Source organism: Fodinicola acaciae, from assembly GCF_010993745.1.
GTDB classification, from domain to species: Bacteria; Actinomycetota; Actinomycetes; order Mycobacteriales; family HKI-0501; genus Fodinicola; species Fodinicola acaciae.
The window spans coordinates 487074-505734 of the sequence record NZ_WOTN01000004.1; the positions used below are offsets into that span (position 1 = coordinate 487074).

Consider the following 18661-nt stretch of genomic DNA (forward strand, 5'->3'; position numbering starts at 1 on the left):
AGGCTGACCAGATGGCCGAGACGGCCCGGAAGAACCTGGCGGACATCCTGGACCCGGGCTGGGCCAAGGCGCTGGATCCGGTGGCCGACCGGATCACCGCGATGGGGGACTTCCTGCGCGCCGAGATCGCCGCCGGTCGTCAGTATCTGCCGGCCGGCCAGCACGTGCTGCGCGCTTTCACGCAGCCGTTCGACGACGTACGCGTGCTGATCGTCGGCCAGGACCCCTATCCGACGCCGGGTCACGCGATCGGCCTGAGCTTCTCGGTGGCGCCGGACGTGCGGCCGATTCCGCGGTCGCTGCAGAACATCTATCGCGAGTATGTCGAGGATCTCGGCTTTCCGATGCCGTCCAACGGTGACCTGTCGCCGTGGGCCGATCACGGCATCCTGCTGCTCAACCGGTCGTTGACCGTCTCGCCCGGCCAACCGGGGTCGCATCGCGGCAAGGGGTGGGAAGAGGTCACCGAGCAGGCGATCCGTGCGCTGGCGGCGCGTGGCAAGCCGATGGTGGCGATCCTGTGGGGCCGCGACGCGCGCAACCTGCGGCCGCTGATGCCTGGCGTGCCGTGCATCGAGTCGGCGCATCCGTCGCCGATGTCGGCCGACCGCGGCTTCTTCGGCTCACGGCCGTTCTCGCGCGCGAATGAGCTGCTGGTTGGCCAGGGTGGCGAGCCCGTCGACTGGCGCCTGCCGTAGGGTCCGCGCCTGCGAGTCCGATTGTCATCCTGTTGCCCAATTTACCAGCGGGTAACAGTCAACAAGGTGGCAATCGGACGCGGTTTGGCGTGTCCGATTGGGACCGTGGCGGACATCTGCGCAGGTCAGCGGCCGGGGCGGGTGACCTTGGTGAAGGCTGGCCGCAGGGGTGCGAGCGTACGGTGGCGGAGCGCGCCGAGCCACAGGCCGGTGCCGTAGGCCAGGTCGTCCAGCCGCCGCGCCGCCACGTAACGGACCGGGTCGAGGGGCGGACGGTCGCGATACCAGGAGACCAGGCCCTCGCCGAGCGCGACGGCGACCGCGACGCGGCGAGCGCGGCGCGAGACCAGCGAGGCGGCCAGGGTGATCGGCCAGGCGTGCCGCGTCAGCAGCGAGGCCACCTGCCAGCCGCTGGCCAGCGTGCCGTGGAAGACCAGCTGCCGAGACGTACGGTCCACGTCCTCCAGCGCCGGCACGTCGACCCGCAACCGCCGCGCCAGCCGCCGCGCCGCGACGGCGGTGATGCCGAGGCCGGCGAGCGTCCCCGGCCAGCCGGTCAAGGCCAGGCCCCACGCGGAGGCCGACCACCGGTCCATCACGAGCGGCGCGACGGCGTCACCGTGTCGCAAGGCGAGCGGCGCCGCGCCGGTACCGTAGAACGCGCGCGTACGCATCCATTCCAACAACCGCGTCCGATGCTCGTGCTCGACCTGCGACCGCGGCTCGTAACGTACGGTCCAGCCTGCCTCCACCAGCCGCCACACCAGGTCGACGTCCTCGGCCACTCGCATGCCTTCGTCGAAACCGTCGCCGACCGCCGACCGGCGGACGAGCAGCGCCGCGCTCGGCACGTATGACACGCGGCTGCGCGGCTGGACGGACGCTTCGGCCGGTCCACGGTCCAGCGAGCTGGCAAACTTTTCGTAGCGACCGATCCACGACGACGGCTCACCGAGCGACACGATCCGCGGCGCCACGACGGCGACCAACGGGTCGGCGAAATGGTCGAGCAGCGGCTGCAGCCAACCGGCGACCGGCGCACAGTCGGAGTCGAGGAACGCCACCAATCGCGTTTCCGCGACTCGCAAACCGGCGTTGCGGGCGGCCGACGGACCATATGGCATCGGATGCCGCAGCAGCCGCGCGCCATACGTGCGTGCGATGCGCGCGATCGCCAACTGGTCGCGCGAACCGTCGTCCACAACGACCAAAGACGGCGTGGGGGAGACCGTCTCGACGACTTGGCGAAGCAGTCGCTCGAGGCCGGCTGGCCGGTCTTTCACCGGTACGACAACGGTGATCAGCTCTGGCGCGGCTGGGGTTGGTCGCGGATGCGCGACTCCGGACGCCAGCAGCCGCCTCGCCAACGCCGCCGAGGTCTGGTCGCCTACCACCACCGACCCGTCGACCAGCAGGTCAGCGGCTTTCGGCGACAGCGTCAGGATGCGAAACGGCGCACCACCCATCAGCACGCGGCCGCGCTGTTGCACACCGGTGTCCAGCCCTACGGCGAAGCCCACCGGCAGGCTGGTGGCCTCCGGCAGGCTCATCCGACGAAGCCGCCATCGACGTTGAGCACGCTGCCGGTGACCGCGGAGGCGGCCGGCGAGCACAGCCAGGCCACCGCGGCGGCGATCTCGGCAGGTTCGAGGATGCGGTCGGTGAGTTGGTGCTGTGCGAACTCGTCCACGGAACCAAGGTGATACAACGCGGCCGTCGCCGCCAGCATGTCGGTGCGCGTCGATCCCGGCGCGACCGCGCTGGCGAGCACTCCGCTGCCGCGCAGGTCGGCCGCCAAGCCACGGATCAGACCGACGACCGCGTGTTTCGCCGAGCAGTAGGTGGCCAGGTGCCACAGTCCGCGTTCGCTCGCCGCCGACGCGACCGCCACAAACCTGCCAGTGCGCGGCGTTGGCCGCTCCAGCATCGCCGGCACCGCCGCACGAGCGAGATTGTGCACGCCGCGTACGCCGACATCGAAAAGCGCGTCGTATGAGTCGTCCGGCAGCTCCCACAACGGCACACCGCCGGCGATCACCGCCGCCGCCGCGACCGCCGCGTCGACGCCACCGTATTTCCGGACAGCGCTCGCGACAAGGTCCTTCATCGCGCCGGCATCGCGTACGTCGGCGACCACCGGCAGGACGGCGTCACCGTATGGCTCGGCGACCGCCTCGAGATCGTCCCGAGAGGCCAGCCGATAAGGCAGGGCCGCGTTGTCCGCGCAGATGTCGGACGCCACGACGAGCCAGCCGGCGCCGGCCAGCTGATCGACGACAGCTGCTCCGATCCCGCGCGCGGCGCCGGTGACGACCGCGACGCGCGCGCTCACACCAACCGTCCGCGCTCGTCCGGAGTCCACCGGCGTACGGCCTCCACCAGCCCGGTCGCCATCTCGTCCAGCAGCAGCTCGCCTTCGGCCGCGCTCGCTCCGGTCGGATCGCCGAGCACACCGTTGGGGCTCAGCGCGCGTACGCCGTGAGTGCGCAGCGCGGGCATCAGCTCGGCCAGCGGCTGGGTGTTGCCCGGCTCGGCGCCGGCGCGTACGACGGCCGGGTCGACGTGCAGCATCAGCGAGGTCTCGGTGCGGCCGGCATGCGCGTCACCGGTCCGGGTGACACACGGCCACCAGGCCGCGTCGCGGCCTTCGTATCGCAGCAGCTGCACCGCACCGACCAGCGCACCGATGTTGCCGCCATGGGCGTTGACGAGCAGCAACCGGTCGGCCCAGCGGCAGGCGGAGCGTCCGTATTCGACCAGCATCGCGCGCAGCGTCGCGGTGCCGATCGAGATCGTGCCGGGGAAATCCTCGTGCTCACCGCTCGCGCCATAGCCGACCGGCGGCGCCAACAGGCCGCGGATTTCCTCGGCGGCGGCGTCGGCGACCGCGGCGGCGACTCGCGTGTCGGTGTCCAGTGGCAGGTGCGGGCCGTGTTGCTCCAGCGACCCGACCGGTACGAGCAACAGGTCAGGCCGGTCGATCTCCGTCCACCGCAACGACCGCAGCCTCAACGTCACCCCTTCGGTCACCCGCTCGCCGCATCGAGAACCTTGACGCTATGTAGCGCGACCACCCCGACGCAACCCACCATCCGAACGGGACGTCGCGAGCAGCCAGTCGGCGATGTCCGCGACGACCGTGCCGTCGACGTGCTGCGGACGCTCGTAGTCGGCCACCGAGGATTGGCCTTCGCCAAAGAAAAACATGTGGTCGGCGGCGTCGTACGCGCGCAGAGTCACGTCCGTGCGGCCGCCGAGACCGGCACGCCAACCGGCCAGGTCGTGCTCGGCGGTCACCTGGAAGTCGCGGCCACCCTGCAGGATCAGCATCGGCTTGCCGACAGCGGCGGCGGTGGCCACCGGGTCGTACGCGCGCATGTCGAGCCAGTAAGACGCGGAGAAACCGAAGAGCAGCTGGTCGAGCGGCGTGTCCGCGGACAGGTCCGGCGCGTCGACCACGGCGGCCTGCCGCTCGATCGTCGCCACCGCCGCGTCCATTGCCGGACCGGGACTGGCGGCCGCGAGGTGGCGCGCCACGCGCACGGCGTTCCAGGTCATCGGCTTGGTGTCGCCGGCCATCACCACCAGGCCGGCGACCGACGGCTCGGCCGCCGCCACGCGCGGCGCGATCTTGCCACCCATGCTGTGGCCGAGCACGAAAATCCGGCTCGGATCGACGATCGGCTCGGCCCGCAGGAGGCGGATCGCGGCGACCGCCGCGGGCACGTACTCGTCGGTCGCGGTGAACCCCGGCCGGCTGGCGGCCGCGCCGTCGACGTAGGTGATCTTGTCGAAACGTACGACCGCGACGCCGCGGCTCGCCAACCCCCAGGCGATGTCCTTCAGCGGCCGGTTGGGGCCGGTGGTCTCATCGCGGTCGAAGGGGCCGCCGCCGCTGAGCAGCACGACGGCCGGCGCGCGGTCTGCGTCAGTCGGCAGCGTCAACGTGCCCGGCAACCCGTCGACGGTGATGTCTCGCTCGACGAACCGACGCTCATCCGCGTACGACGGTGGCGTCCACGGCATCGCGGCCGACGCGATCCGAAGGCCATGGATGTGGTCATCGCCATCGATCGACATGACCACCGAGAGGCCGCCGCGCTCGCAGGTCACCGGGACGGTCAGCCGCGTCAGGCCGTTCGCCGCCGGCGCGCTCGTCGGCCGGCCGATCGCGGAGACCGCGCCGAGCCGATCCAGCTCGGTGGTCCACGCCGTACGCAACACCTCGGCGGAGACGAGCGCGCGCAGCGGCGGCTCGAACATCTCGACTACGTCCTCGTATCGGCCATCGCGCACCAGCGCGAGGACTTCGACAGCTCTATGGTCAGAATTCATCGCCAACCTTTCTCTTATTTTGCGAACGGTAACACATGATGAGATCGTTGGGCGGTGAACACGATGGGGCTGATTGGTCATCCGGTCCGGCTGCGGATCGTGCACGCCATGCGCGCAGGCCAGGTGATGACGACCGCGCAACTGTGCGAGCGGCTGCCGGACGTGTCGAAGGCGATGGTCTATCGGCACATTGATCTGCTGGTCAGTGGGGGCGTGCTGGAGGTGGCCGACGAGCAGCGGGTACGTGGTGCGGTCGAGCGGCACTTCCGGCTGCGGCAGGAGAAAGCGGTCATCGAGCAGGAGAAGCTGACCGCCGACGACTATCGGCAGGGGTTCGCCGTGGTGATGGCGGTGCTGGCCGCCGAGTTCGACGCGTATCTGCAGCGCCAAGGCGCCGATCCGGTCGCCGACCTGGTGGGCATCCGGCAGCACTCGGTGTGGCTGAGCCGCGAGGAACTGCTCGGCCTGATCGACGATCTGCGCGCCGCCATCGTGCCGCGGCTTGCCAACGAACCGACCACCAACCGGAGGCAGTTTCTGCTCAGTCCGATCTTTTTTCCGGTCGATAGCCGAGATGACTGAGCAGCGACCGGAGATAGTCGCGCATGCCATCGGCCGGCAGCGGGTCCGGTGTGATCACCAGCCGATAGAAGACCGCACCGCCGACAAGGTCCTGGAAGACCTGCGGATCGGTGTCCGGCGGCAGCTGGCCGGCGTCGCGCTCGCGCTCGATGATCTTCGCGAAGACCGCGCGGCGCGGCTCGACGTACGCGTCCCAGTAAGTGCGGAAGAGCGTCGGGTTGTCCGGCAGCGAGCCGACCAGGCGCGCCAGCAGCTGCCTGGCGTGGATCTGCGACAACGCGTTGGACCAGAAGTCGAGCATCTCCTCGATCGACAGCGCGCCGATGTCGCCCAGCCGCGGCTCGGTGGTGAGCCGAGCCGCCTCGACCGCCTTGATCAGCAGCTCGTCCTTGTTGGCAAACCGCCGGTAGACGGTCAGCCGCGCGACGCCGGCGCGCTTGGCCACCTGCTCGATGCTCGTGCCGTCCGGGCCGCGCTCGATCAGCAGCTCCAGCGCCGCGCGCAGGATCGCGACGTCGTTTTCCGGATCGCGCGGCCGGCCACCGGCGTTGCGTGCGGTCATCGCAACCGCAGGCGGCTGGTCAGCCAGTCGCGCAGGTCGGTCACCGAGGTGCCGCGCCAGGCCACGTGACCGTCCGGGCGTACCAGGATCGCGTCGGTGAGACCTGCCCTCGCCGGCTGTGCCGCGACGACGTCGCCGAGCGCTTCCTCGGCCACCTGGCGGAGGTGGTCGGCGCCGTTGAGCATGACCCAGTGACCGCCGGCCACGATCCGCTGCAGTGTCGTGCCGCCGGCACAGGCGATGTCTGGCACGCGGTCGCCGGCCGCCGGCTTGCGGCCGGCGCGATCCGCGAGGGGACCACCGCGATAGGTGATGGTCAGTCCGGACGTACGCAGGAACAACGCCTTGCGGAAGGCACGCAGCTGGACCAGCGGCACGATCACCATGCGCAGCAGCGCGGTCAGCGGCGTGCCACCGACGAGCAGTTTCGTCGCCGCCGTCGTGCCACCGAGGACGGCCTGCGCGACCGGCCGGCGCTCCGCCTCGTACGTGTCCAGGAGTGACTGCGCGGCGCGGCCGGACTCGACCAGCGCCAGCTTCCAGGCCAGGTTTTCCGCGTCGCCGATGCCGGTGTTCATGCCCTGGCCGCCGGTGGGGCTGTGCAGGTGCGCGGCGTCGCCAGCCAGGAAGACGCGGCCAAACCGGTAGTGGTCGACCAGCCGCTCCTGGACCCGGAAGATCGAGGCCCACTGGATCGACCGGAGGCTCTCCGGCGGCAGGTCCATGCGATCCTTCGCGAACTCCGTGACGACCTCGCGGGCCGTCGCGTACGCGTCGTCGGACGGACCGTCGAGCCGCGTGAAGAACCGCCAGAAACCGCCTGGCAGTGGGAAAACGCCGACCTCACGACCGTCGCCGGCCCAGGCCGTCGACCCCGAACGCGGCAGCGGCCAGTCGGCGCGTACGTCCGTCAGGAGGACGTCCTGGAGCAGCGGGTTGCCCGGGAAGTTGACACCGGTGAGCTTGCGTACGGCCGAATGGCCACCGTCGCAACCGACCAGCCAGTCGGACCGCAGCTCGACCTTCTCGCCGTTGACCTCCACGGTCGCGGTGACTGCACCGGCGTCCTGCTCGTAGCCGACCAGCCGCGTCCCCCACTCGACCTTCGCGTTGAGCTCGGCCAACCGGTCGCGCAGCTGACCTTCGACCTCGGCCTGCGAGATCACCAGCGTCGCGCGCTGTCCCGGCGCCACCTCCTCGCCGACCGGCACGCGGATCGTCGTACCACCGGCATGCAGCGTGATGTCCTGCACCGGCAACGCGCGCTCGGGCAGGTCGCCGAGCGCCTTGACACGTGTGAGCACCTCCGCGCCGCGCGGCTGCAACCCGAGCGCCCGCGACGTGGTCGCCGGCCCCGCCGCCGCATCGATGACCCGCACCCGGATGCCGCGCTGCGCGAGCGCACACGCCATGGTCAACCCGGTCGGCCCACCACCAACCACCAGAACCTGCGAGTCCATGAGTCCCCTCGGTTAGTAAACAGTGCTGTTCTGTTTATAAACCGGGATCCCGCGCTGGACAAGGTGAGCCGAGCCACTTACCTGCTACAGCCCGAAACTGTCGTACCCAGATGCCAATGTTTGCCCCCACCCACTTCGGGCGGGGGGTGGGTTGAGAGGCTTTTCTTACATAAGGAATGGTCGCGATGCACGCATGGTGGCCATGCGTGCGGCCGGCCGGGTCGCGGCGGATGCAGGCGAGGGGGTACGGACGCGGGCGTCGCGACGCTGAGCGGTCAGCGGATGGTGTTGCCGGCGTCGACCTTGAGCTCGGTGCCGGTGACATAGCGCGCGGCGTCGGAAGCCAGATACGCGACGGCGGCGGACACGTCCGAGATCTCGACCACCTCGACGTCGAGCGCGTTGACGAAGATCGGACCGGTGTGCGGATGCTTGTCGATCAGCGACTGCAGCGTCGCGAAGCCGGCGGACATGCCGGTCTCGACGCCGGCCGGATGGATGGTGTTGACCCGGATGTGGTGCTCGGCCCATTCGTTGGCCAGCGATCGCGCGAGGCCGACGATGCCGGATTTCGCCGCGACGTACGGCGCGAGGAACGGTTGGCCTTTCAGCCCGGCGGTCGAGCTGATGATGATCACCGAGCCGCCACCACCGGCGATGAGATGCGGCGCGGCGGCGACGCAGGTGTTCCACACGCCGGTCAGGTTGATGTCGATGACGTCGCGCCAGATCTCCGGCGTGACCTGGTCCCATTCCCACGCGCCGCCGATGCCGGCGTTGGCGACCACGATGTCCAGCCGGCCGAGCAGCCCGGCCGCGTCAGCCAAAGCCGCGCCGTCGCGTACGTCCGCGACGACCGGCACGCAGCGACGGCCGAGAGCCTCCACGGCGCGTACGGTCTGGTCCAGATCTTCCTTGCCAGCCAACGGATATCCCATGCTGGCGACCGGCGCGCAGATGTCGACCGCGATGATGTCGACGCCTTCGGACGCCAGTGTCACCGCGTGACCGCGGCCCTGACCGCGGGCCGCACCGGTGATGAGCGCGACCTTCGCCATCAGACCGGACTCTCGTCGCACCAGGTGTCCGGTGGCCGGCGACCGATGCTCACCGGTACGACCCGGTGCGAGTGGTCGCCACTCGGCCGCGGCTTGGCGTCCACAGTGGACAGTGCCAGCTCGCCGTAACCCCGCACGCACTCCGGATCGGGCCCGTCCAAGGGAAGTCCGGTGAAAAACTTCGCCGCCATGCAGCCACCGCGGCACGCGTCGAAATGTTGGCATTTCGTGCACGCACCGCCGGTCTGCGGCCGCCGCAGGTCGGCGAACAGCTCGGATTCCTTCCACACCACCGGAAAACCGCCAGGAGAGCGTACGTTGCCGGCCAGAAATGCGTCGTGAATGGCAAACGGGCAGGCATAGACGTCGCCGACCGGGTCGATCAGGCACACAACCCGCCCGGCGCCGCACAAATTCAAGCCCGGCAACGCTTCGCCGAAGGCCGAGAGGTGAAAGAAGGAGTCGCCGGTGAGTACGCCTTCACCGTTTGCCACCAGCCAGTCGTAAATCTCGCGCTGCTGACCGGCGGTCGGATGCAGCTGGTCCCAGACGTCCGCGCCACGGCCGGACGGCCGCAACCTGGTGATCCGCAGCTGCGCGCCGTATGTGTCGGCCAGCGCCTTGAAAGCATCCAGCTGCGGCACGTTTTCTCGCGTCATCACAACGGAAATCTTGAAGTTGGCCATGCCGGCGTGGGCAAGATTGCGCATCGCCGTCAGCGCCATCTCGTACGATCCGCGGCCGCGCACGGCGTCGTTGACCTCGGCGGTCGCGCCGTCCATCGAGATCTGTACGTCGAGATAGTCGTTGCCGGCCAGCCGTTTGGCCACCGCTGGCGAGATCTTCACGCCGTTGGTGGAAAACTTCACGCCGACGTGGTGATCGACGGCATAGTCGACCAGGTCGAAGAAATCCGGCCGTACGGTCGGCTCGCCGCCGCCGATGTTGACATAGAAGACCTGCATCCGCTCCAGGTCGTCGACGATCGCCCGGCACTCGGCCGTGGTCAGCTCGCGCGGATCGCGCCGGCCGGACGCGGAAAGGCAGTGCACGCAGGAAAGGTTGCAGGCGTAGGTGAGCTCCCAGGTCAGGCAGATCGGTGCGGCCAGGCCGTGTTGGAAGTGCTCCGCCAGCGCGGTCATCGGACCTCCGGTTCGCGGGGCCGGATCATGTCCGTACGCGCCAGCGCGGCCAGCGCCTTCGCGTACGTCGGCAGCTTCGCGTCGCCGACGCCGGCAGCCGCGCACGCCGACCGCGCGGACGGATGGTCGGCGAGCGTACGCACGACGGTCACCACGGTCTGGTTTTTCAGGAACGACAGCTTGCGGTTGCCGAAGTGATAGAGCATCGCGCCGAAAGGCTCCGGCCGCATCGACACCTGCCGGTGCAGCGTCCAGGCCCGGTCCAGGTCGAACACCGGACTAGTAGACGCCGCACATGCCGTCGATGGAGATCTCCTCGACCAGCACCTCTTCGACTTCCTCGGGCTGCTCGGCGACCTCAGCCTGTTCCGCCTCAAGCACCTCGCTGGCCATAGCGTCCTCCTGAGAAGTCGGCGATCACCTGACGCTAAACACCACACCGGCCGGCACACAAGCCCTGCTCTCCAACCGGACAGGGCACGGCTAGATCAGGCCGAGCTTGCTGGCTGCGTAAACGGCCTCCGCGCGCCGCGACACATCGAGCTTGCGCATCACGTTGGACACGTGAAACTTCACCGTTGTCTCGGAGATGAAGAGTTTCTTCCCGATGTCCACATTGGACATTCCGTGCGCCAGCAGCCGGAGCACCTCCAGCTCGCGCTCGGTGAGGCTCCGGCCGCGGTCCTCGCCACCGCCGGAGTGCAGCGACTTCACCACCACGGCGGCGGCATGCGCGTCGAAGGCGCTCTCGCCACGGTGCACGGCACGCACCGAGCTGACCAGCTCTGTCGGATCGACGTCCTTGACGACGTAGCCCTTGGCGCCGGCCTGGATCGACGCGACGACCAGCCGCTCGTCGATGAACGTGGTCAGCACGAGTACGCCGATGTCCGGATGCGCGGCGACGATGTGCCGGCACAGCGACAAGCCCTCGGAGTCGCTGCCGGTGGACAGCTTCAGGTCGAGCAGCACGATGTCCGGCTCGGTCTTGTTGATCAGCGCGAGCGCTTCCGGTGCGCTGGCCGCCTCGGCGACGATCGTCAGCCCCGGCTCGCGCTCGAGCATCGACCGCAGTCCCTGCCGGACGATCGCGTGGTCGTCCACCAGAGCGATCCGGATCTGGTCACTCATCGGTCCTCCCTGGTACGTCGACCTGCACGCGTACGCCCCCCATCCGGGCCCGGCTGAAGCGCAGCACGCCACCGAGCTCGGCCACCCGGTTGGCGATGTTGGCCAGGCCGCGGTGATAGCCGTCGCCGGCACCATCGGTCTGCTGCCGCACCACTCGCCGGAGCACCTCCGGACTGCCCTTGCCATCGTCGGAGACAGTCAGCCGTACGCCGTCGGGCCGGTAGACGAGCCGCACGATCGCGCGGCTGGCGTCGGCGTGTACGACGGTGTTGAACACACATTCGCTGGCGATCCGGAAAAGCGAGCCCTCGACCGCCGTCGGCAGCGCGGCCGGCCGGCCTTCCACCCTGACTTTCACGTCGACGCCCGCACCGCTGTGCAGCTGCTCCAGCCGCATCAGCATGCCCGGCAGGTCGCGGTCGGCGTCTTCCTCACCGGCTGACAGGGCGCCGATCGCCGACCGCAGCTGCTCGACAGCCGTCTGGCTGAGCTGCTTGGCGCGGTCCAGCTGAGCGCGTACGGGTGAGTCGGCCGGCACCTCGGAGCGGCACCACTCGACCGCCATCCCGGCCGAGAGCACGTGCTGTGCCACGCGGTCATGCAGCTCCCGTGCAAGCCAGCGGCGCTCCTCGTCGATCGCGCGCTGCTGCTTGGCGGCGAGCAGGTTGTCCTGAGCCTCGCGCAGCTCGCGGTTGCCACGGGCCAGCTCGGCGGTCTGTCGGGCGGCCTCGCGATAGAGCCGCTCCGTACGCCGCCGCAGCGCCTCGCTGTGCGACAGCAGGTCGGCGGCCCGCAGCGATACGACCGTCTGGTTGGCCAGCACCGACAGCACGGCCAGGTCCGTACGGTCGACCAGCTCGCGTCCACCGTTGATCCAGGCGGCCAGAGCACCCTGCACGTGGTCGTCGAGGACCATCGGGACGAGTACGGCGATCTGGTCGCCGCCTTCGACCACCGGGCGCAGCTGGTCGCCGTGGCGCAGCAGCTGCCAGAGCCGGTCGCTCTCCCGCTCCGGCAGCCGGTCGCGGTCCTCGAACAGCCGACCGGCCGGGTCTCGGCCGAGAAACCGCGGCTGCGCCTCGGGCAGCGCACGGTCGGCCAGCGCCAGCACGACCCAGGTCGCCGACAGGTGCTCGGCGGTCGCGGTCACCACGGCACGGCACAGGTCACCAGTGCCGCGACCAGTCGCCACCAACGCGCTGGAGATGGTCTCCAGCGAAGCCATCGATCGGTTCAGGTGCTCGGCCGCATAGCGGTATTCGGCGTAGAAGCTCGGCTTCGACGACCTGATCCCGGTCAGGTCGGCGATGTCCACCGACGGTGGCCCGTCCTTCGGCGGCGGGGATAACGGCACCGGCTTCAGTCCTGTCCTCACGGTCGAGCTTCACAGTGCGGCGGCGAAGATCGCCGTCACGTCACCCAACGACGCGTCGCGCGGGTTCGTGGACAGGCATACGTCGTCCAGGGTGCCGCGAGCAAGCCCCGGCAGGTCGGCTTCGCTGACACCAAGGTCGCCGAGACCGCGCGGGATGTCCAGCCGGTCGGCCATCGCGCGTACGTCGTCGGCCACCGCGTACGCGATCTCGTCGGTGTCCATGCCGAGCGTGTCGATGCCGAGCGCCTCGGCCACCGGCCGATAGCGGTCGGAGGTGGCGTTGAACCGGATGACGTGCGGCAACAGGATCGCGTTGACCACGCCGTGCGGCAGGTCGAGCGCGCCGCCGACCTGGTGCGACATCGCGTGCGTGGCGCCGAGGATCGCGTTGGTGAAGGCCAGGCCGGCACTCAGCGACGCCTGCGCCATCGCCGCACGGGACTCCTCGTCGGTCTGCGAGTTGACCATCCGCTCGAGGTTGTCGCCGGTCAGCCGTACGGCCTGCAGCGCGTGCGGGTCGGTGAGCCGGCTGGCGGCGCGGGAAACGTACGCCTCGATGCCGTGGGTCAGCGCGTCCAGGCCGGTCGCCGCGGCGAGCCACGGCGGCATGGTGGTGAGCAGCGCCGGGTCGGTGATGGAGATGTCCGGCACGAGCGCACGGCCGACCAGCACCGCCTTGCGGTTGAGAGCGGTGTCGGTGATGACGCAGAACTGTGAGACGTCCGACCCGGTGCCGGCGGTCGTCGGGATGGTCAGCAGCGGCGGGATCGGCCTGGTCACCCGGTCGAGGCCGACGTAGTCCAGGATCCGGCCGCCATTGGTCGACAGCACGGCGATCGCCTTCGCCGCGTCGATCACCGAGCCGCCGCCGAGACCGATGATCACGTCGCAGCCGGAGGCCTGGTACGCCTCGAAACCGGCGGCGATCTCATGGTCCTTGGGATTGGGAGTGAGGCCGGACCAGCGGCTGAACGGCAGGTCCACGTCACGCAGATAGCCGGCGAGCAGGTCCGGCCAGCCGGCCTCGACGACGCCGTCGTCGGTCACCACGAAGGCGCGTCTGGCGCCGAGCCGCCGCGCCGCATAGCCGGCCTCGGCCAGCGCGCCTTCGCCGAACACCAGCTCAGGCACCAAGAACTTGCACACCTGCTGGTGCTGCGTGGCCACCGATGAGGTCCGTGGTGGGGCCGTCGTACGGTCAGGCAGCCAGATGGTCACGGTGGTCCCCCAAGGATCGCCGATCACCGTTGGCGTCGATGCTATCCGTATCCGTGACCACGAGCTGTCTGAACGGTCAGTCTGAATCGATCGCGGTGGGGAATGCCTCCGCGTACGAGCGGAAACCAGGTGCGGAGGTGGCAGCGAGCAGCGCGTGCACGACAGCGCGCGTGACGCAGTCGCCGGCCGCGGCCATCAGCTGCCACAGCTCCACCGGGTCCGGCGCCGGCCGTGCGGTCGTCGACAGCGTGAAGAGCGTGTCGCCGTCGGCCATCGTGTGCACCGGGTTGATCGCTCTGGCCAGGCCGTCATGGCCGATGCCGGCGACCTTCGCGCACTGCGCCTTGGTGAGGGTGAGATCGGTGGCGATGACGCCGATCGTGGTGGCGAGCTGAGCGCGCCAGCCGGTTGGCTCCGGCAGCTCTGTCGGCGTCCTGAGCCCAAACTCGCCATCGAAGCCGAAGCGCGCGCCGTACAGCTCGCCACTCCGCGGGTCGACCGCCGAGCCGGCGGCGTTGACCACGACCAGCGCGCCGACTGTCGCACCGGATTCGAGCACCGCGCTGGCCGTGCCAACCGCACCTTTGAGGCCGCCAACCACCGCTCCGGTGCCGGCGCCGACACACCCCTGCTCGACCGTGTCTCGTGCGTTTTCGTATGCTCTGCGGCCAAAATCCGGCCCCGGCCGGTTGCGTACGTCGCCGCCGCGGCCGAGGTCGAAGATCACCGCCGCCGGCACGATCGGCACCACCGCCTCGGCGACCTGGAAGCCAGTGCCTTCGGCCTCGAGTGCGTCCATCACGCCGGCCACCGACGCCAGCCCGAAGGCGCTGCCGCCGGTCAGGACGATCGCGTGTACGCGCTCCACGACGTTGCGCGGGTCGAGCGTGTCGGTGTCCCTGGTGCCTGGCGCGCCACCGCGTACGTCCACACCGGCCACCGCGCCGACTCTGGGCGCGACGACCACGGTCGTGCCGGTCAGCCAGCCGGCGCCGACGGCGGTGTGGTGGCCGACCCGCAGGCCGGCGACGTCGGTGAGCGAGTTGGTCGGACCCGGCTGCATGACCGGAGCTTAGACACTGTCTGGTTGGTCACCAAAACCGCATCTGCGGGGCTCGCAAACCGGACTTGCCGCAGGTGAGGGGCCTGATCCTGGCCTTCTGTCGCCCGGCGGGCATCGGCCTTAAGCTCGCCAGATGACCGTCTCTGGCAGGCCCCGCCAGGCGGACGCCGGCACCGGTCTGGTCGACCGGTATGGCCGAGTCGCCACCGATCTGCGCGTGTCGCTGACCGACCGTTGCAACCTGCGCTGTGCCTACTGCATGCCGGCCGAAGGCCTGGACTGGCTGCCGAAACCGGAGCTGCTGACCGACGACGAGATCGTCCGGCTGGCCGGCATCGGCGTGACGATGCTCGGCATCCGGGAGATCCGGTTCACCGGCGGTGAGCCGCTGTTGCGCCGCGGTCTGGCCGGCATCATCGGCGCGGTCACCGCGCTGGAGCCGCGGCCAAAGACGATGCTGACAACCAATGCCATCGGCCTGGAGCGGATGGCACGCCAGCTCGCCGAGTCGGGGCTGGACCGGATCAACATCTCGCTGGACACGCTGCGGCCGGAGCGCTTCTCGCAGATCACCCGGCGGCACCGGCTCGACGACGTGCTGGCCGGCGTACACGCGGCCAATGCGGCCGGCCTGCGTCCGGTCAAGATCAACACGGTGTTGCTGCGGGACGTCAACGACGACGAGGCTCCCGAGCTGCTGGACTTCGCCGTCGAGCACGGCCTGGAGCTGCGCTTCATCGAGCAGATGCCGCTGGACGCGCAGCACGCCTGGCGGCGCGAGAACATGGTCTCCAGCGAGGAGATCCTGGCGGCGCTGAGCAAGCGCTTCACGCTGACGCCGGATCCGGCCGAGCGCGGCGGAGCGCCGGCGGAGACCTGGCTGGTCGACGGCGGGCCGGCCAAGGTCGGTGTGATCGCCTCGGTGACCAGGCCGTTCTGCGGTGCCTGTGACCGCACCCGGCTGACCGCCGACGGACAGATCCGCAACTGCCTCTTCGCGCGTACGGAGAACGACCTGCGGACCCCGCTACGATCGGGGGCCAGCGACGCCGAGATCGCCGAGCTGTGGCGCACCGCGATGTGGGGGAAGCTGCCGGGTCACGGCATCAACGACCCGACGTTCCTGCAGCCGGAGCGGCCGATGTCGGCGATCGGTGGCTGATCCGTGACTCAGCGTATCCAACGGGAGTGGTCGTGAACGTCACCGTCCGGTATTTCGCCGCCGCGCACGCGGCCGCCGGCACCGACTCCGAGCTGGTCGAGACGCCACCACAGGCCACGCTGGCGCAGCTGCTCCAGCAGCTCGCCGACCAGCACGGCGAGAAGCTGGCTGACGTGCTGGAACGCTGCTCGTTCCTGGTCGACGGGGTGGCCTCCGCGGACCGTGGCACGCTCGTACGCGCCGGCGGCACGGTCGACGTCCTTCCGCCGTTCGCCGGAGGCTGACCGGCCGTCGGCCAGGTAGCGCGCGTCCTGCACCATGGGTGACGATTCCTAGGAATGCATACATAAGCGCGCTCTTGCGGAGGTTCAACGATGAGCCAGCCAGGTGGCGGACCACCGCCCTATGGCGACCCACCCACCAGCTCACCCGGTGGCAACCCGTACGCACTGCCACCCAATGCCGGCTCACCCGGCTATCCGTACGGAAGCGGCGGCCTGTTTCCACCGCCCGAGCCGAAGAAAAAACTGTCCGGCGGTGCCATCACCGGCATCGTCATCGGCGCTGTCGTCCTGCTGCTGTTGATCGCCGGCGGTGTCGTCGGCGTCATCTACTGGATCAACTCCGGCAAGGGCTCACCGACCGCCGGCGGACCCGGCTCGGCGACGCCGGCGGCGTCCGGATCGGCCAAACCCAGCGGCTCGGCCTCGCCGTCCGGACAGCGTGACGGGGTCGCCGACATCCAGGTCGGCCAGTGCCTGCGGCAGGTCAAGGGCCTCGGCGGCCGTGACACCGCGCTGCCGGCGGCGTGCACCGAGCCCAACACGCTGCGCGTGGTCGCGCGGTTCGACGCGACGACCGACAAGGGCAAGTGCCGCACCAGCGGCCAGAAGTACGACTACACGTTCACCCACACCGACGACAAACCGGCGCAAAGCTACGTGCTCTGCTTGAAAAACCAGCCCTAATCGAGCTCGACGGTCGGCTCGTGGCGGACCGGAAAGTTCACCGAGTTGGCGATGAAGCAGATCCGGTGCGCTTCGGCGTGCAGCTCGGCGGCCTTCGCCAACATGCCCTCCTCGGTCACCGTGACCCGTGGCCGGAGGAGGACGTCGGTGAAGGCGCCACCACCGCGGCCGTCCATCCGCATGGTGCCGCTGGCACTGTCCTCGTACGCGGTGACCACGATGCCGGCCTGAGAGCAGAGCGCCAGATAGCTCAGCATGTGGCACTGCGCGAGCGCGGCCACCAGCAGCTGCTCCGGGTTCCACCGGTCGCGCTCACCGCGAAACGCTGGGTCGGCGGTGCCTTCGATGAGCCGTGGTCCGTCGGCGGAAACCTCGTGCTCACGGCCGTATCGCCGGTAGGACTCGGTGCCGTCGCCGCGGTTGCCGGTCCAGAGCACCTCGACGGCGTAGCTGTGTTCTTTCGGCATGCCGGGACACCTCCGATCTGGCGAAGGCGTCGTTGCCGCGCGGGTCACCTCCGATCCTCGCGTGCGCCAGCCGAATCCTCAACGCGAGCTAGCTTCGTCTAGTCATCTCTCGCAAATTTCCTAGACATTGCTATACGACCCTCGACGCGTACGCGACACGCCGATAGCCGCCTCTAGGCATTTCTACGGTTTCCGCTAGAGGGGCCGATACCGTCGCAGAGATGGACCCCATCCGGAATCCGTACGCACCCGGAGCCGGCCAGCGGCCGCCGGAGCTGGCCGGCCGTGACCGTGAGCTGGACCAGTTCGCGGTCGTGCTGGAACGGGTCGAGCACAGCCGTCCCGAGCGCAGCCTGGTGCTCACCGGCCTGCGCGGGGTCGGCAAGACCGTGTTGCTCAACGCGTTGCGGTCGGCGGCGCTGGACCGGCGCTGGGGGACCGGCAAGCTGGAGGCCCGGCCGGAGACCTCGCTGCGCCGGCCACTGTCGGCGGCCTTGCACGCGGCCGCGCGCGAGCTGGCGCCGCGGCATCGCGCACCGGAGCGGGTCGATGAGTTTTTGGCGGTTTTGAAGGCTTTCGCGCTGCGGTCGAATCCGGCCGACGCGAAGCTGCGCGACCGCTGGCAACCGGGCATCGACGTGCCGGCCGCGACCGGACGCGCCGACTCGGGCGACATGGAGATCGACCTGCTGGAGCTGTTCACCGATGCCGGCGCGCTGGCCGCCGATGTCGGCGCCGGGATCGCCCTGTTCATCGACGAGATGCAGGACGTGTCGGCCGTCGACGTGTCCGCGCTGTGCGCGGCCTGCCACGAGCTGTCGCAAAACGGCGCGCCACTGGTCGTCGTCGGCGCCGGCCTGCCGCACCTGCCGAGCGTGCTGTCGGCCTCCAAGTCCTACTCCGAGCGGCTGTTCCGATACGTACGCATCGACCGGCTGGACCGTACGGCCGCCGACCACGCGCTGATCGCACCGGCCAAGCGGGAGGACGCGAGCTGGACCGACGAGGCGCTGGACCAGATGTACGAGGTCTCCGGCGGCTATCCATATTTCGTGCAGGCGTACGGAAAAGCCGCCTGGGACCACGCGCCGGACTCGCCCATCCAGGCCGAGGACGTGGCGGTCGCCGCACCGGACGCGGAGGCCGAGCTCGCGGTCGGCTTCTTCGGCTCGCGTTATGAACGCGCGACGCCGGCCGAGCGCGAATATCTCCGCACGATGGCGACCGTCGGCGAGAACGCGCCGGAAGCGATCCCCACCGCGGACATCGCCGCGTCGCTCGGCCGCAAGCCGTCGAGCCTGTCGCCGGCCCGCGACGGCCTGATCAAGAAAGGCCTGATCTATTCGGCCGAGCGCGGCAGCATCGCCTTCACCGTGCCGCATTTCGGCCGCTGGCTGCGCAGCCAACGCACCGACTGACCGGCGCGAAACTGTCGGTCTC

General features: G+C 69.7%; 21 protein-coding genes. 6 read left to right on the forward strand and 15 right to left on the reverse strand.

Translation table 11 applies throughout. The features are described 5' to 3' along the window. The first annotated feature begins 11 nt into the window (after positions 1 to 11). A complete protein-coding gene (locus GNX95_RS37720; RefSeq protein WP_163512574.1) occupies positions 12 to 698 on the forward strand; it encodes a uracil-DNA glycosylase in 687 nt (228 codons plus the stop codon). Positions 699 to 823: 125 nt separating this feature from the next. On the opposite strand, the gene mftF is transcribed toward GNX95_RS37720, so the two are convergent. The 4 genes from mftF to GNX95_RS37740 are packed head-to-tail and all read right to left on the reverse strand — an operon-like array spanning position 824 to position 5033. Beyond that, a complete protein-coding gene (gene mftF, locus GNX95_RS37725) occupies positions 824 to 2248 on the reverse strand; it encodes a mycofactocin biosynthesis glycosyltransferase MftF (RefSeq protein WP_163512575.1) in 1425 nt (474 codons plus the stop codon). Further along, positions 2245 to 3030, reverse strand: coding sequence for a mycofactocin-coupled SDR family oxidoreductase (locus GNX95_RS37730; RefSeq protein ID WP_163512576.1), 786 nt, complete (start codon positions 3028 to 3030; stop codon positions 2245 to 2247). The genes mftF and GNX95_RS37730 overlap by 4 nt, the downstream gene beginning before the upstream one ends. Continuing rightward, positions 3027 to 3728 (reverse strand): mycofactocin biosynthesis peptidyl-dipeptidase MftE, encoded by a 702-nt coding sequence (gene mftE / locus GNX95_RS37735; RefSeq protein ID WP_222854249.1) that lies wholly within the window; start codon positions 3726 to 3728, stop codon positions 3027 to 3029. The genes GNX95_RS37730 and mftE overlap by 4 nt, the downstream gene beginning before the upstream one ends. Positions 3729 to 3755: 27 nt before the next feature. Further along, positions 3756 to 5033 carry an alpha/beta hydrolase gene (locus GNX95_RS37740; RefSeq protein ID WP_163512577.1) on the reverse strand — a complete coding sequence of 426 codons (1278 nt, stop codon included), beginning with the start codon at positions 5031 to 5033 and terminating at the stop codon, positions 3756 to 3758. 63 nt (positions 5034 to 5096) lie between these two features. On the opposite strand from GNX95_RS37740, the gene GNX95_RS37745 reads away from it, so the two are divergent. Then, positions 5097 to 5615 (forward strand): helix-turn-helix domain-containing protein, encoded by a 519-nt coding sequence (locus GNX95_RS37745; RefSeq protein WP_246281909.1) that lies wholly within the window; start codon positions 5097 to 5099, stop codon positions 5613 to 5615. Here the strand turns inward: GNX95_RS37745 and GNX95_RS37750 are convergent. The 10 genes from GNX95_RS37750 to GNX95_RS37795 all read right to left on the reverse strand — a co-directional run bounded on the left by GNX95_RS37750 (position 5575) and on the right by GNX95_RS37795 (position 14624). Then, positions 5575 to 6177, reverse strand: coding sequence for a TetR/AcrR family transcriptional regulator (locus tag GNX95_RS37750; protein ID WP_163512579.1), 603 nt, complete (start codon positions 6175 to 6177; stop codon positions 5575 to 5577). The two genes, GNX95_RS37745 and GNX95_RS37750, sit on opposite strands and share 41 nt — an antisense overlap. Next, on the reverse strand, positions 6174 to 7637 hold the full coding sequence (locus GNX95_RS37755; RefSeq protein WP_163512580.1) for an FAD-dependent oxidoreductase: 1464 nt from the start codon (positions 7635 to 7637) through the stop codon (positions 6174 to 6176). Before GNX95_RS37755 ends, GNX95_RS37750 begins: the two co-directional genes overlap by 4 nt. Before the next feature lie 275 nt (positions 7638 to 7912). Continuing rightward, a complete protein-coding gene (locus tag GNX95_RS37760; protein ID WP_163512581.1) occupies positions 7913 to 8695 on the reverse strand; it encodes a mycofactocin-coupled SDR family oxidoreductase in 783 nt (260 codons plus the stop codon). Next, positions 8695 to 9837 (reverse strand): mycofactocin radical SAM maturase, encoded by a 1143-nt coding sequence (gene mftC / locus GNX95_RS37765; RefSeq protein ID WP_163512582.1) that lies wholly within the window; start codon positions 9835 to 9837, stop codon positions 8695 to 8697. Before mftC ends, GNX95_RS37760 begins: the two co-directional genes overlap by 1 nt. Further along, positions 9834 to 10112, reverse strand: a complete 279-nt coding sequence (gene mftB, locus GNX95_RS37770; protein WP_281357002.1) for a mycofactocin biosynthesis chaperone MftB — start codon at positions 10110 to 10112, stop codon at positions 9834 to 9836. The genes mftC and mftB overlap by 4 nt, the downstream gene beginning before the upstream one ends. Positions 10113 to 10116: 4 nt before the next feature. Beyond that, positions 10117 to 10230, reverse strand: a complete 114-nt coding sequence (gene mftA, locus GNX95_RS37775; RefSeq protein WP_163512583.1) for a mycofactocin precursor MftA — start codon at positions 10228 to 10230, stop codon at positions 10117 to 10119. A 90-nt stretch (positions 10231 to 10320) separates the two neighbouring features. After that, the gene (locus tag GNX95_RS37780) at positions 10321 to 10968 is read right to left on the reverse strand and encodes a MadR family response regulator transcription factor (RefSeq protein WP_163512584.1); all 648 of its coding nucleotides are present in this window, start codon (positions 10966 to 10968) and stop codon (positions 10321 to 10323) included. After that, complete coding sequence (locus GNX95_RS37785; RefSeq protein WP_163512585.1) at positions 10961 to 12343, reverse strand: sensor histidine kinase; 1383 nt, start codon at positions 12341 to 12343, stop codon at positions 10961 to 10963. Before GNX95_RS37785 ends, GNX95_RS37780 begins: the two co-directional genes overlap by 8 nt. Positions 12344 to 12352: 9 nt before the next feature. Further along, positions 12353 to 13510 (reverse strand): iron-containing alcohol dehydrogenase, encoded by a 1158-nt coding sequence (locus tag GNX95_RS37790; protein ID WP_246281910.1) that lies wholly within the window; start codon positions 13508 to 13510, stop codon positions 12353 to 12355. A 127-nt stretch (positions 13511 to 13637) separates the two neighbouring features. Next, positions 13638 to 14624 (reverse strand): P1 family peptidase, encoded by a 987-nt coding sequence (locus GNX95_RS37795; RefSeq protein ID WP_163512586.1) that lies wholly within the window; start codon positions 14622 to 14624, stop codon positions 13638 to 13640. 133 nt (positions 14625 to 14757) lie between these two features. Between GNX95_RS37795 and moaA the strand changes: the two genes are divergently transcribed. From moaA to GNX95_RS37810, 3 genes are all read left to right on the forward strand, one after another. Then, positions 14758 to 15786 carry a GTP 3',8-cyclase MoaA gene (gene moaA / locus GNX95_RS37800; protein ID WP_163512587.1) on the forward strand — a complete coding sequence of 343 codons (1029 nt, stop codon included), beginning with the start codon at positions 14758 to 14760 and terminating at the stop codon, positions 15784 to 15786. 26 nt (positions 15787 to 15812) lie between these two features. Continuing rightward, entirely contained in the window at positions 15813 to 16070 is a 258-nt protein-coding gene (locus tag GNX95_RS37805; RefSeq protein ID WP_163512588.1) for a MoaD/ThiS family protein, read from the forward strand. A gap of 90 nt (positions 16071 to 16160) precedes the next feature. Then, positions 16161 to 16754 carry an LppU/SCO3897 family protein gene (locus GNX95_RS37810; RefSeq protein WP_163512589.1) on the forward strand — a complete coding sequence of 198 codons (594 nt, stop codon included), beginning with the start codon at positions 16161 to 16163 and terminating at the stop codon, positions 16752 to 16754. On the opposite strand, the gene GNX95_RS37815 is transcribed toward GNX95_RS37810, so the two are convergent. Next, positions 16751 to 17221, reverse strand: coding sequence for an OsmC family protein (locus tag GNX95_RS37815; protein ID WP_163512590.1), 471 nt, complete (start codon positions 17219 to 17221; stop codon positions 16751 to 16753). The genes GNX95_RS37810 and GNX95_RS37815 overlap by 4 nt on opposite strands. A gap of 221 nt (positions 17222 to 17442) precedes the next feature. Here GNX95_RS37815 and GNX95_RS37820 point away from each other — a divergent pair, with 221 nt between their 5' ends. Next, positions 17443 to 18639: an ATP-binding protein gene (locus GNX95_RS37820; protein ID WP_163512591.1), complete on the forward strand. Its 1197-nt coding sequence runs from the start codon at positions 17443 to 17445 to the stop codon at positions 18637 to 18639. Positions 18640 to 18661 lie beyond the last annotated feature (22 nt).